This is a genomic window from Deltaproteobacteria bacterium (assembly GCA_019310525.1).
Lineage (GTDB): Bacteria > Desulfobacterota > DSM-4660 > Desulfatiglandales > HGW-15 > JAFDEE01.
Window position 1 is genome coordinate 1 of record JAFDEE010000074.1, and the last position, 13,936, is coordinate 13,936.

The following is a 13,936-nucleotide window of genomic DNA, read 5'->3' on the forward strand; positions in this document are numbered from 1 at the left end:
AGTCTTCTAGGGGAGCTTAAACAAACCGAGGTCATGGGGCACAAGGCCTGGCGGGTGGATTACAAGTTCAAGAGGCCCGGGGTATATACTTTCTTTATGGAACCCAAGCCTTACTGGGAACCGGCTGAGGACTGCTACATCGTCCATTATACCAAGACTATCGTTGCGGCCTTCGGAGCGGAGGAGGGATGGGATGAACCCGTTGGATTAAAGACTGAGATCCTGCCTCTTACCCGTCCTTTCGGTCTTTACGCCGGAAACGTCTTTCAGGGAGTGGTCATGGTGGATGGTAAACCGGTCCCCAATGCCGTGGTTGAAGTGGAATACTATAACAGGGAAGGAAAGGCCAAGGCCCCTACCGAGTACATGGTGACCCAGGTCATCAAGGCGGACTCAAAGGGCGTTTTCACCTTCGCCGTTCCCAGAGCCGGCTGGTGGGGATTCGCTGCCCTGAATACATCGGATAAAAAAATCCCCAGAGAAGGAAAGGACAAGGATGTAGAGATCGGCGCCGTTATCTGGGTGAAATTCGAGGATTGGATCGAAAAATAAGCCTTTCCCCGCATCCCAGGCATGATGGACTTCCCCGGGGGCATGCCGGAAACGTGCAAAAAGCCGCAGGAAACCCCAAAACCGGCATCTCCCGGGAAATTTTCCTTTCCGGACGGAATTTCCTATTTCCAGCCCCCTACACCCGGAAATGCTCTCCCGTATCCTTCCTTTTCCACCGCACCCGCTGCATAAGGGGATGGTTGAGTTCGATCGCCCCGGGTGTAGGGCATTCCGAGACACAGTCTCCTCCGTACCAGCACTCTTCAGGATAGAGGATAATGGGAGGTTTCCCTTTCTCGGGATTGGGAACAAGCACATCCATAGTACAGAATTTCACACAAATATTGCAGCCGGTGCAAACTTCGGGATCAAAGACCACAGGTCTCCCTGGGCCCGGCAGATTGGGGAGGGCGAAGGCTTCCGGTTCCATAATAACCTCCTTTTTCAGGTTGAAGCGCTGTTTTTTCATCGGCGGAAGATTGCAGCAGTGCGGCCGATGCCTTGCAGCTTCAGCAGGTTGTTGAAAAACATAGCAAGCGCAGTAAGTTGTCAACAACCTTTTAGGCAAACTCGATGCTTGGCATGATCAAGGGTTCAGGTAGCCCTTGTACTCCTTGTTGTGGGCCTCGTAATTTTCCCCGAGGGGGTACGCGTAATCAATGTCCCGAACGTCCACCTGTATTCCATCTTCCGCCTGCCGGATGGTGACGAACTTATGCCATTTGGGAGGATCCTGCTCTGGATAATCCTGCCTCGTGAAGCCCAGATATCTGCTGCTGGCTTTGCGGGCCAGAACGGCCTGGATGATGATCCGATCGCAGGTCAACATGTGAAAACTCTCCACGACCCGCATCAGGACATGCGGGTTGGGAGCAAAGGCCTCCGGCGACACGTTTGTTTCGATATCATCGAGCCAGGCCAGGCCGATCTCCAACAGTTCCCGGTTCTTGATCTCCCCGCAGTAGTTCTGCATGACACGGCACAGGCCAGCCCTAAGCTCCTTCCAGTCGATGCCGCCCCTTCGTTGAACCGGGGCGTAAATCCGGGTCTTTTCAGCCTCCACCTGGGCCCGGTCCATTTCCGGAAGACTTGCGCCCCGAGCATATGCTGCGGCCTTCCTCCCTGCATACCGCCCCGTGGTTGCGGCATGGTTATAGAAATTGCCCCCGTAAAGGGCGTTCCCCGCCGCAAAGAGTCCTTCAAGATTCGTCATCAGGTTCCAGTCCGTGACCAATCCTCCGGGTGAAGCAAAAGGGCCCCGACCCCGGATGAATCCAAGGACGCTGTGCTGCCACATGCCGGGAAAGGGTTCCCCACCCAGGAGAAAATAGCTCTGGAGGAGATCCTGGTCCGGGTCAAATCCCGCTTTGGTGTATGTCCTCACAATCGGGATGTTCGACCTGCCCTCCTGCCCCACCATCAGTCCCCAGATGGCCCTCCGCTCATGCTCCGGCATGCCCGGGAGATCGGCATATAACGGGAGCTTGAATTCCCCCCTTCGCACCCTCTCCTCCAGATCGTCCACCAGCCGGGGCATCCTGTAGGGATCTCCCGGTGCTCGCTCCCCCAGGAACTTCTGCCCGGGAGCCGGCCTGGTCCTTTGCTCAATATCATTGATCGGATTCCCCAGACCGTCTATCCAGGGGATTTCTTTTCCCTCGGCATCCACCATGGAGCAGGGATACCACGTGTTTTTGGGATTTCCAGAACCATAGGAAGGCAAGTGATATCCAGGGGGGGGTGCGGGGGAGGATTTCTCCATGAGGGTGAATTCAGCCCCTGCCCGCCAGGCAATAGCCGGACCGTCGCAGACCACGTTGGGATGGAAGTAAGGAAGACCGGTGAGTTCCGTACTGAATTGCCAGTTACCCTCGTGAAAGGCCATGCAATCGATGGTGGCTCCGGCCAGGAAAATCAGGAATTCGCCTGTTCGGTTGTTGAAACCGGCGGCCCCGATAACCCTTCTACCCGGCCTCCCTCCCTCCGTCAGGAGGCAGGTGATCATGACCCGCTCAAAGATCTTCACGCCGACTCTTCTGCATTCCCTGTACATGGCCGGCTTGAAGGTCGTACCCCAGACCCTGAAAAAATGCCGTGTCTCGTAGTCATAAGCAAACAGGAACCCTGTTTCTTCGTCCCGGAACGGCGCCCCCGTGAACTCGCCTTCGGTATCCCGGATCTTCCCTCCCATATTCTCTATTTCAAGCAACGTATCATAGCTCTCCCTGGCTGCTATATACCGGGAAAGGGAATTGACGTACCCATTGTAAGATTCATATTCGCATTGTACACATTCCTCGGCCGTGATCTTGGAGCAGGGATTAGGGGTGAAGACCCAATGATCCACTCCTGACCCTCCGCCGCTCCTCTTGGGATGGGCCTTGTCCACGAGCACGACCCTGGCGCCGTTTCGGGCTGCGCTCACGGCGGCCATGGAGCCGGCCGGCCCCCCACCCAGGACCAGCACGTCCGTCTTCACAACACGCTCCTCCCCGTAACGGACCGGGTAGGGCCACTTCAGGACGGAAGGTCCGTCCTTCATCAGCGTTTCATACCAACTAGACGACATCACTCTCCTCCGTGAACAATATTCCACATCTTTTCTCCAGGGACTGGAGAGACAGCGTCTTTATTCAACTCCTGAGTTCCCTGGTGACCTCTGCGTCCCTTGAAATGAGTTCTTCACACAACGGCAAGTCCCTCGCCTTCAAGGCCTCGATGATCCTCCCATGGCGGGCATGGGTCTGCCTGATGAAGTCCGGGTCCTGGTTTTTCCCCGGGTGATGAGTGTCCCACAGGGTCTCCAGCAGCTCAAAGATAGACCAGATAATACTCTTCGCCAACGGATTCCCGGAAATATCCGCCAGGGCCACATGAAAGGAGGTGTTGAATTCCCGCAGTCTGGCGGGATCATCAAGGTGTTCCGCCATTCTTTCATGGATCTCTTCCAGCCTCTTGATGTCGGCCTTTTCCGCCTTCAACACGACCTCCCTTATCACACAAGATTCAATGGCCTTCCGGACCTCTGAGAAGTGATGAAGGGTCAGGCTTCCCTCCCTGAAAAGATCGCTCATGAGATCAGCCAGGGGCTTGTGGAGGCGGAGGGACACAAAAGCTCCCCCCTTGGGCCCGGGCCTGATTTTCACAAACCCCGATTGTTCCAGGTGGGCAAGGGCCTGTCTGACGACCACCCTACTCACCTTGAACAGGTCCGCCAGGGTCCTCTCTGGGGGTAATTTTTCGTTCTCCTTGATCTCATTTTGCAGGATGAGATCTTTGATCTGGGAGGCAACCATCTCCGGAAGTCTTTTCCGCTTGGGAGGTGAAAAGGCTTCTTCCCAGTATCGTTGCGGCACACCCATGGTGGTTTTCCCTTTCCGGCAGGTCCTCAAGGGTAAAAAAGCAGATTACCTGACTTATGGGTTTATGGATATTTGGACTATCCAAATATCCATAAAATGGATTTTAATAGAGTATGTCAGCCATTGTCAAGGGACCTTTGAAAAGGTTCAATTTTGGTCAAAGGCGGGTCACCGGTTTGAAGCTGACCCCGGGAGATTGGAAAAGCCCTGAGCGTTTTTCAAAGGTCTTGGCAAGGATTTGGTTTGACCTACTGGGCCGAAAAAGTCTGCGCCAAGGATTCCGAGAGCATGCGAAGATCGTGTAACTCAGGATCCCTCAGTTCTGCAGTAAGTCGGTAAAGGGAGTGAAGGGCGGGAACGATGTAGCTTTTGAAACGGGTTTTTCCCCTAACCCTGGATAAAAAGGAAAAGGCCCCCAGGATCTGGAGATTTCGCTGGACCGCCAAATAGGGATAGGAAGATATGAAGATTTCCACCTGCTCAGGAAGTTCGGCCTCAAGAAGACCCAGGTAGTGCCTGAATACGGCCTCCCTCTCCTCTTCTGAAAGCGAGACATAAGGATCAATCAGGAGGGATGCCAGGTCATACCCCAAAGGGCCGATGCGGCCTCCTTGCCAGTCGAGGATGCCAATACGCCCCTCGGAGAGCATGATGTTTCGGGATTGAAAATCGCGATGGAGGAAAAAGCGGGAGGGGGCCTGTGCAGCCCTGGCAGCCAAGTGCTCGAACGATGCCTCCAGGGAGGACCAGTCCAGGCGACGCCCAAGATAATTCTCGAGAAAGGCGTGCCTGAAATAGTCAGATTCGTAGCGGCGCATCACGTTGCGGTCGTAACGCTGTGTCTGGCACGTCCAGGATGGGTCGAACCCTTCTATTCCCTCTGTCTGGAGCCGGAAGAGCATCTCTACCAGAGACCGGTAAAGGGGGACCCTGTTCCTGTTGTTCAGACTCCATTCCTGGAGACTGACATCTCCCATGTCCTCCATCAGGAACCAACCCCGCTCAAAGTCGAACCGATGGATTTCAGGGACCGGCAATCCCTTTTCCCGCAAATGTTTCCCGATTTTAAGGTAGGCTAGGTTCTCCCGCCTTGAAAAGTCGTCGGAAGGGATGTTTTCCATGAAGATCAGACTCTTTCCGGAGTCTCCCGGCAAGATCCTCCAGAACCGCCTTTTTGATCCATCTCCTGGAAGGGCAAAAATCTTCAACTGCTCAGAGGATCGCCCCTGATCTTTTAAGAAATCATACAGGAAGGGCACCCCTTCCAGGATGGCGTCATCCGGCCCCCACCCTTTATCTACGCTCACCTCTCAGAATCCCCCATGGTTCGCTAGGGCATATCCTTTGCATTCATCTACTTAGTGTCCATCCATAAATAGGCAATTTTATTCAAGGTCAAGGAAGGCGAAGATTTTAACCACAGGAATACATTGAAGTATTTCGAGGATTAAAATCTGAGCCTGACACAGAGATTGGAGAAAAGGGCCATTTATGGATGGGCACTACTTAGGGTTTTGTTTTCTTCTTTCTGGCAGATCTTTGCGGGAAATGCAATGGACATCTATGTAGCCAGGCAACCAATCTTCAAGCGAAACAGGCGTATTTTGGGCTATGAACTCCTTTTTCGGGAAGACATGTCCAACTTTTTCCCCGACGTGGATCAGGACTCCGCCACCTCCAACCTTCTCTCCAACAGTTTTTTCACCATCGGTATCGAAAAGATTACCGGAAGGAAGCTCGCCTTTATCAATTTCACGGAAAAGCTTATTATCAAACGCGTTCCCCTCCTGTTTCCAAGGGAACGAATCGTTGTGGAAGTCCTGGAAAACGTTCGCCCGTCAGTTGAGGTCATTGACGCCTGTGACGAAGTCAAGAAAAAGGGGTATGAGATCGCCCTTGACGATTTTTTCTTTAACGTCGGCCTCATCCCCCTTGTAGAAAAGGCGGACATCATCAAGCTGGATTTCAAGGCCATGGACGCCAAAGAACTGGCTGAATCCGTCAAAAATCTGTCCAGTTTTCCCGTACGGTTTCTGGCCGAAAAAGTGGAAACCTACGAAGAATTCAACCAGGCCCTTAAAATGGGCTTTCAATATTTTCAGGGGTATTTCTTCAGCCGGCCTGAAATCATCCGCGGATTCGAGGTATCCAGCCCCAAGATGAGCCTGATCGAGATCATGGCCGAAGCCAACAAGAGGGATTTTGATTTCGGCAGGCTGGAAAGGCTGATTTCAAGGGATGTGACCGTTTCCTATAAGCTCCTGAGGTATATCAACTCGGCCTATTACAGGCGGCTCACCGAGATTTCCTCCATTCACCAGGCCCTAGTCCTCCTGGGAGAGAGAAGGATCCGGAGATTCTTGGCCCTGATGGCCATGACCAATCTCGCCTCTGAAAAACCCCACGAGTTGATCCGGGCCTCCATCATCCGGGCCAGTTTCTGTGAGGCCCTGGGGGAAATAAGCGCCGGCAATGTTCAGCCCTCCGAGTTGTTCACCCTGGGGCTCTTTTCCCTCATCGACGCTATCATGGATGATGATATGGCCGTCCTAATGGAGAAGCTACCCTTATCAGGAGGCATAAAGAAGGCCCTCGTGGCCGGAAAAGGTCCCCTGGCGGACTACCTCGAACTTGTCAAGGCTTATGAAATGGGAAACTGGCCCCTTGTCGAAGAAAAGGCAGAGGCCCTTGGAATCGGGGAAGACCGATTACCGCAGGAATACCTCAAGGCCCTCGGGTTCGGGGATTTTTTCGCCACTCTCTAGATCCGCTTAACAGCCCGTTTGAAACCCCCTGTTTCGGTTCTTTTTGGTCCTTTCAGGGGAACCCACTCCTTCTAACAAAAGGATCCAAAGCCTTCCCCACCAGGGTCTTTCTCCCCGCCGATCAAATGTTTTCTTCCCTTTGATGATCCTTTCTGGTAAATGAATGGATCGCCGGCAACGAAACAGGGCTCCTTCCACCCGGCCTCAAGCTTTGAAAGAGGTGAAAACATACCATGAAAAGATTCCTGATACTTGATATCGGCGCCGGAACGATGGACGTCTTGTATTATGACCGTGGAGCCGGCCTGCATTACAAGGCCGTCGTCAGGTCTCCTGTTCTCACCATTGCTGGAAAGGCCGCCCGCCTGCAGGGAAACCTTCTGGTCACGGGTGTGGAGATGGGGGGCGGCCCCATCTCCAGGTTCCTGGAAAAACGTGCCCGGGAGGCGAAGGTGGTCATGTCCGCTTCCGCAGCGGCCACGATCCACCATGACGTGGAGCGGGTGAAGGCCTTGGGTATTCAGGTGATAGATGACATGGAGGCGGAAGCCCTGAAGGAGACAGGAAGATATCGGCATATCCTTCTGGGTGACTTGGAAATCCCCCGCATCCGTAACATCATCGAAGGATTCGGCGTGCCATTTTCCTTCGATGCCGTCGGGCTCTGTGCCCAGGACCACGGCATCCCACCAGAAGGGATTTCTCATCTGGAATACAGGCACAGGGTGTTCAAGGCCTATTTGGACAGGAATCCCCACCCCCATGCCCTGCTCTTTAAAAAAGATGAAGTCCCCGCCGCCTTCAATCGGCTTGCCTCCCTGGCCCGAACAGCCGCCTCCCTCCCCACGGAAGCAGTATATGTCATGGACAGCGGTATGGCGGCCATTCTCGGTGCCTCCCTGGACCCAAGGGCTAAGGGATCCCGGAAGTTCATGGTCATGGATGTGGCCACTTCCCACACCGTGGGGGCGGCCTTGGAAGAGGGAAAACTCGCCGGATTTTTTGAATATCATACCCGGGACATTTCCCCCCGGCTTATGGAAGAACTCCTGCGGAACCTGGCGGACGGACGCATAGAACACGAGAAGATATTACGGGAAGGAGGGCATGGAGCCTATCTGCGGAAGGCCATTGGTTTCCAATCGGCTGGGACGATCATCGTCACGGGGCCGAAACGGGCCCTGTTGGCCCGGTTGAACCTTCCCACGATTCCGGGCGCTCCCCTTGGCGACAATATGATGACCGGAGCTGCAGGCGTCCTTGAGGCCATCCGCAGGTACGAGAAACTGGAGCCGCTGCCGGAATTCTGATCCCGGGTCCTCCCGGTAAAGACAAGAATCCGGCATCCCATGAAATAGTGTCCATCCATAAAGCAGGCAATTTTGTTCAAGGTCAAGGAAGGCGAAGATTTTAACCCGTCCCGCTTAGGATGCCAAGCGGCAGAGGCACCAAACATTGAAGTATTTTGAGGATTAAAATCTGAGCCTGACGCAGCCTGCCCGCCGGCTGTTTGGCGGGCTTGTCACGCCGTAGCCATAGCGAAGGCGTAAAATTGGAGAAAAGGGCCATTTATGGACAGGCACGAAATAACTCAACCCCAGGGGCCCCCGGTCTCCGGGTCCCCGGGATGATACTCAAGAGGAAAGGGATCGAAGCCATGGAGATCTTTCACGATTACGTTCAATGCGATGATTGCGGAAACAAGAATTTCAGGCCTGTTTACAGCTTTTCTATCCGGTTCTACGGTGTCAATTTTTCCGATGAACTCATCTACGACAAACTGACCGACGAAAGCTACCAATGCACGGAATGCGGCAAAATTTACACCATCGGCCAGATCGAGGAAAAGCTTGCGGAGTTTAAAAAAATCCGCAAGCGCCGCTCGTAGAAAAACAGCCCTCAAATCATGGAAAGTAAAAGAGCCCTTGAACGAATCCCTTCTTGATAAGTGCTTCAGGGGAAGAAAGACGCGGCTCCTCATGAGAACTCATGGGGGGATATTCTTGGAGAGTCAACAGATAAAACGACTCCCGCCCTTCGGTCAGGGTCCCTCGAGACCTGGGAAATTGCGGAAAAGGGTCATTTATGGATGGGCGCTAGGGCTTTTCGACGTCCTTTAAGTAAAATTGGAATTTGTAAGATCCAAGTTCGATAGTATCAAAATCCTTCAGGGGCACACTTTCTTTTACCACCTCACCGTTCACCTTTAGTTTGGCCAACCCGCCCGTAAAGGAGATATTGTATCCGGTGGGCCTTCTGCTTATGGTTGCTGCAGTAGCCCCGATGAACATGCCTGAGAGTTTGATCTCAGAAGTATCCGCTTTGCCGATTTTTGTAAGCTTCTTCTTCAATTCGAATTCACCCAGGTTGGACCCGTCGATGAAACTGATTACACCGACCTTCTCCGGGGGGCGAGGGGCACGTTTCGCTCCCGGTTGTTTCGCCAGGAGCTCCCGCTGCTTGGCGGTATCAAGCATCATGGTCTTGTCCATGTCCAGTTTCGGCTTCTGCTTGCCTTCATCCTTCGCGCTCTCGGCTGATACGAAGAGAAGCACATGCTTCCCGATGGCGATGTTGTCACCGTGTGCCAGCCGGTGAGAAAGGATCTTCTTGTCGTTCACAAAGGTACCGTTAGTACTCTGGAGATCCGTCAGGATGAACTGGTCACCCGCCTTATCGATCCTCGCGTGATATCCTGATACAGCAAGGTTGTCGATCACGATGACATTGTCGGGTTTTCTCCCGATGGTTATACTATCCTTCAGGAACGGATATTCCTTGATAACCTGATTGTTGAACATCAAGATTAATCTCGCCATGGTATTCTTCCCCCTTGATCCCCTGGGTAAAAGAAATTATTGTCCTCGTGTGCCTCTCAAGAGAAGAATTTTTCCGATCCGACCCAAAGCGGAAGTGTTTCCAAAAGAAATCTTCGCCTTAAGTTGACACCGGGTTCTACTGCTTCGTGTTTTGAGTGTACCCTGATTTTATATGCAACCATAACGTATTCCTGCGGTTAAAATTTCCGCCATCCCATACGGGCCGGAGACTTGGCCTTGCCCAAATTTTCTAATCTATGAATGGACCACCTGAGTCTGCTTCGTTATCCGACCGCCTGCGGTATGCGCTTATATCTTAGCACTCGATGCCTTGTATCTTCCACAAACCAAATACTTGCAAAATCAAGGTCCCTGTTTTAATAACCAATGTTATCTTTAATCAAGCTGAAATAGCAAGCTGAAACAAACCATTCACTTTTAAGGACGCCTTCATTCCTATCCAAAAACACTTCATACGGGCCGGTCGTACATTAAAATCCTCAGGGAACCAAATTCCTTATACCTTTTTGGGCCCACAACAGGAGATCAACAAAGAAAAATCCCGCCCTCTTCATCATTCCTTCTTTTACCCTCCTGCCCGGTGCGGAGAGAGAGACACACACCACAGTCGTGTTGTCATGCCCGCCACGCTCAAGAGCGCTTTCTACGAAGCGCTGGCAGAGGGTCTGGGGTTCGGATTCGGTAAAGGTCATTTCAAGTATCTCGTTGTCTTCCACGAGATCCGTCAGCCCGTCGGTACACAGGATGTACAGGTCATCTTCACCCGGATCAATCTCGAAGATATCCGGATCCACCTGTTCGGCGGATCCCAGGTTTCTGGTCAAAACGTGCTTGAGAGGTGAAAGGGCGGCCTCCTCAGGGGAGATGATACCTTGCTCCACCTGTTCCCAGACAATGGTGTGATCCCGGGAGAGCCGCTCGATCCGCCCGTTTCTTACCAGGTAAATCCGGCTGTCCCCTACATTCGCGGCGATGACCATATCGGGGGTTACGAGCAAAATAACCACCGTGGTTCCCATGCCCTGGTACTGCTCGTAATGCATGGCCATTTCATAGATCACACGATTGGCCAGCCTTATGCTGCTCAGGATACAATTCCCCTTCGCGGTAAGGGTTTCATCATAGGCCCCGAAAAGGTCCTCCCTGGGGTTTTCCTGCTCGATCCATCGCCGGCAACTTTCGATGATGATGTCCAAGGCGATTCTGCTGGCGACTTCCCCGGCAAGGTGTCCACCCATTCCATCCGCCACGATATAAAGGCCCAGGGAATCTTCGAGATGAAAGGCGTCTTCGTTCCCTTTCCTCTTGAGTCCAACGTCCGTAAGCCCTGCGGATTTAATGATCAATCTACCCCCGTTTTCTCGCATACCACTCCAAAGAGAACCCTTTACTCCATCAGGCCCTTTTCTTCCTCGACAACTGGTCAATCCGGGCCAGGATCAGTCGCAGGTATTTCGCCATCTCGCCAGCGCCCGAAAATCTCTCCTTGGGGTCTTTCGCCAGGGCCCGGTCGAGGATCTGGTCACATACCCTAGGTATCCTTGGGTTGTATTCCCTCACCGAGGGATGCTTGACCTGGGTGATTTGATAAAGCAGGCTGCTCAAGTTGTCTCCATGGAATGGAGTCTTCCCCGTGAGCAGTTGAAAAAACAAGACCCCGAGGGAGAAAATGTCGGAGCGATAATCGATCTTCTGACCCATGATCTGTTCGGGAGACATATAGTTCGGCGTTCCCAGGATGACACCCGTCTTGGTCCTGGATGATGATATGGCCTTGGCGATTCCGAAATCCGTCACCTTCACACCGCCGTTCTTGAGGAGCATGATGTTGGCAGGCTTGATATCCCTGTGGATGACTTCAGCCCTGTGGGCGAATTCCAAGGCCTCCGCCACCCGGGCCACCACGTCCAGCACCTTGCGGAAGGGAAGAAGAGTGCTCCTTTCGATATACTTTTCCAGATCCTCCCCTTCGAGGTACTCCATGACCATGTAAGTCAGGTCCCCCTCCTCTCCCACGTCGTAAATTGTTACGATGGAGGGATGGGACAACCGCCCGGCGATTTCAGCCTCCCGGAAGAATCTCTCCTTGATCTCATGAATTACGTCTTCATCGAATTCATCGGAAAAGCGGATCGTCTTGATGGCCAGAAGCCGATTGATCTTCGGGTCCAGGGCCTTGTACACAAGTCCCATGGCCCCCTTTCCCAGTTCACCGATTATCTCATAACGACCGATCCTGCCCGGGCTTTCAATTCCGGATTCCGCAAGGACACTTGTCTCCGTGAGTCCTTCGTGGCTCCCTATGGTCGAGGACTGGTCACCCTCTTCAAGCTTGGCCATTCTTTCGGAGACATCCCGGAAATCTCCACCCTTTGCTATATAGGAATAGGCGGCCAAGGCCTTGTCCGGCTGACGTTTCTGTTCAAATGCCCGTGCCAGATTGTAGATCAGGTCCTTTGTTTCCAGATCCAGGGGAAGTTTCTTGAATTTTTCAAAAGCCAGATCCAGAAGACCCTGGCTCTGGAAACTGAGCCCCAGGAGACGATTCGTCTCCACTGAATCCCCTTTCCGGGCTCCCCCGGAGATGATACGCCCTGCCAAGGAAGAAATCAGGTAGACGGAGAAAACCGTGGCGACTATATAGATGGAGCGCAACCACATATTGCCGAAGGCAAAAAGGAGGAGGCCTGCCAATAACGGACCACCCAACCAGATTCCCATCCAGGAAGCCTTTCCCCATTTTCCCGTACCAGGGAAATAAAGCGCACAAAAGATTCCGGCGATGAGGAGAAGAAAGATCTCCACGTATGGTGTCCAGGTAGGACGCGATAGACAGTCTCCATAAAGGATGGCATTCAGGGAGTGGGCCGTCATGAGGAGTGCCGTCATACGGGAAAGGTCATCCCGGCCCATCAAAGATCCAGGGGCACCCGCCATCCCTACGAGCACGACTTTCCCCTTGAAGAGATTCTCCGTCCCTTTTCCATCCAGGACATCCTTTGCTGATACCCGCCTGAATCCGTTATGCTCCGGGAAATTCTTGAATAGCATCTCTCCGTTTAACGCAGGAATCGTCCGCTCTCCCATGCGGACCCCGCCACTGCCGGCATAGACCTGGTTGGGTTGTTTTCCTGCCAGAACCATGGCCAGTCTCAGGGGAACCGAAGGGATGAGGGTGCCTTTGCAATCGATGAAAAGGGGATGTGTCATCCGGCCATGTAGCCGGGGTCCCGGGGCCTTGGCGTGACCCAGGCCCAGGGCGGCCTTTGCAAGTTCCGGGTAGGGGAGTAAAAGTGCCCGTGCCGCGTGCTCAAGAAGATCGGAGGAAGATATGTGGCCCCGGGTAAGGGAGTTCTTGTAAAGCTCAGGAGGAAACTCCCCTTCGGAGGAGGATTCACCCATGGGGTGGGATGCTTCGTATATCGCCAGAACGACTTTTCCGCTTTGTCTCACGCGGTCAAGGAGTCTTTTGTCTCCATCCAAAAGCTTTTCCATCCGGGCGATGTTCTCCCGCACCCAGGCCTTGAGGCCTTCATCATTGCTCCGGTGGCTGATGACCTCGAACTTCTCCCGGAGAGTTCGAATCTCTTGGAGCACCGGGGATTTCTCCCGGCCGGGGAAGGGCATAAGAAGAGCGATCAGATCTGATCCCCCCTCGTCCAGAAGCCCCACGAGTTCACTTATGGCGTTTCGGGACTGATAAAAGGGATCCTCTCCATCGACCTCTACGAGAATGATGCGGTGTGTGTCCCTTTCCACAGGATGGATGAACCGGGCGAAAGAATCATAAAGAATGCGTTCCGTCCCGTCCAGGAAGGATACACCGGAAAGGGACAATCCGGCCATGGTCAGGGTTACGGCAAAACCCAGGATGATAACAATTCGATTGGACCTTTTCCCCATCTCGTTTAATAATAATGCTAAAAAAAATGTCCAAATTTAAAAAATATGTATCAAGATAACCAGTTAATGTCAAATAGAAAATATAATCTATATTTTACAAACTATTTGAAAATCATTAAAAACTAAGGGCAGGTGGGTCATAATAAAATTTATAACACAGCAAAGTGATGAATTTTAGGTCAAACGAATGAAAATGAATCGGCCCCTCTCCTTTTTAACCCTGGAAAGGAATGGAAGGCACCCTGATTCGTACCCCTCCTCAGAATGTATTTTGAACACCAGCGAGTTTCCGATTTTCTGCGCCCCTTTCGTGTTCAGCCCCATTGCTCCGTTGCAGATTCCTGGTTTCGGAAGTAAAAATTTTTATGCAAGTTTTGTGCAAGCCCAAAAAAATCAAGGAATTAGTGTCCATCCATAAATAGGCAATTTTGTTCAAGGTCAAGGAAGGCGAAGATTTTAACCACAGGAATACATTGAAGTATTTCGAGGATTAAAATCTGAGCCTGACGCAGAG

11 protein-coding genes are annotated in these 13,936 nt (G+C 52.7%); 4 read left to right on the forward strand and 7 right to left on the reverse strand.

Annotated features, from left to right (window positions below):
* Positions 1-552: DUF4198 domain-containing protein (locus JRF57_12795; protein ID MBW2304574.1), on the forward strand; the 552-nt coding region annotated here is incomplete at its 5' end.
* 136 nt (positions 553-688) lie between these two features.
* Here the strand turns inward: JRF57_12795 and JRF57_12800 are convergent.
* From JRF57_12800 to JRF57_12815, 4 genes are all read right to left on the reverse strand, one after another.
* Positions 689-982, reverse strand: coding sequence for a ferredoxin family protein (locus JRF57_12800; GenBank protein ID MBW2304575.1), 294 nt, complete (start codon positions 980-982; stop codon positions 689-691).
* A 156-nt stretch (positions 983-1,138) separates the two neighbouring features.
* The gene (locus JRF57_12805) at positions 1,139-3,094 is read right to left on the reverse strand and encodes an FAD-binding protein (protein MBW2304576.1); all 1,956 of its coding nucleotides are present in this window, start codon (positions 3,092-3,094) and stop codon (positions 1,139-1,141) included.
* Between the two features lie 91 nt (positions 3,095-3,185).
* Positions 3,186-3,914, reverse strand: coding sequence for a FadR family transcriptional regulator (locus JRF57_12810; GenBank protein MBW2304577.1), 729 nt, complete (start codon positions 3,912-3,914; stop codon positions 3,186-3,188).
* A 248-nt stretch (positions 3,915-4,162) separates the two neighbouring features.
* Positions 4,163-5,221, reverse strand: coding sequence for a phosphotransferase (locus JRF57_12815; protein ID MBW2304578.1), 1,059 nt, complete (start codon positions 5,219-5,221; stop codon positions 4,163-4,165).
* Positions 5,222-5,467: 246 nt separating this feature from the next.
* On the opposite strand from JRF57_12815, the gene JRF57_12820 reads away from it, so the two are divergent.
* The 3 genes from JRF57_12820 to JRF57_12830 all read left to right on the forward strand — a co-directional run bounded on the left by JRF57_12820 (position 5,468) and on the right by JRF57_12830 (position 8,567).
* A complete protein-coding gene (locus JRF57_12820; GenBank protein ID MBW2304579.1) occupies positions 5,468-6,679 on the forward strand; it encodes an HDOD domain-containing protein in 1,212 nt (403 codons plus the stop codon).
* 233 nt (positions 6,680-6,912) lie between these two features.
* Positions 6,913-7,989: a pyruvate formate-lyase activating enzyme gene (locus JRF57_12825; protein ID MBW2304580.1), complete on the forward strand. Its 1,077-nt coding sequence runs from the start codon at positions 6,913-6,915 to the stop codon at positions 7,987-7,989.
* A 317-nt stretch (positions 7,990-8,306) separates the two neighbouring features.
* On the forward strand, positions 8,307-8,567 hold the full coding sequence (locus JRF57_12830; GenBank protein ID MBW2304581.1) for a hypothetical protein: 261 nt from the start codon (positions 8,307-8,309) through the stop codon (positions 8,565-8,567).
* A 208-nt stretch (positions 8,568-8,775) separates the two neighbouring features.
* Here JRF57_12830 and JRF57_12835 read toward each other — a convergent pair whose 3' ends face one another.
* From JRF57_12835 to JRF57_12845, 3 genes are all read right to left on the reverse strand, one after another.
* A complete protein-coding gene (locus tag JRF57_12835; protein ID MBW2304582.1) occupies positions 8,776-9,498 on the reverse strand; it encodes an FHA domain-containing protein in 723 nt (240 codons plus the stop codon).
* Positions 9,499-9,998: 500 nt separating this feature from the next.
* Entirely contained in the window at positions 9,999-10,865 is an 867-nt protein-coding gene (locus JRF57_12840; GenBank protein ID MBW2304583.1) for a Stp1/IreP family PP2C-type Ser/Thr phosphatase, read from the reverse strand.
* 49 nt (positions 10,866-10,914) lie between these two features.
* Positions 10,915-13,422: a protein kinase gene (locus JRF57_12845; protein ID MBW2304584.1), complete on the reverse strand. Its 2,508-nt coding sequence runs from the start codon at positions 13,420-13,422 to the stop codon at positions 10,915-10,917.
* Positions 13,423-13,936: the final 514 nt, after the last annotated feature.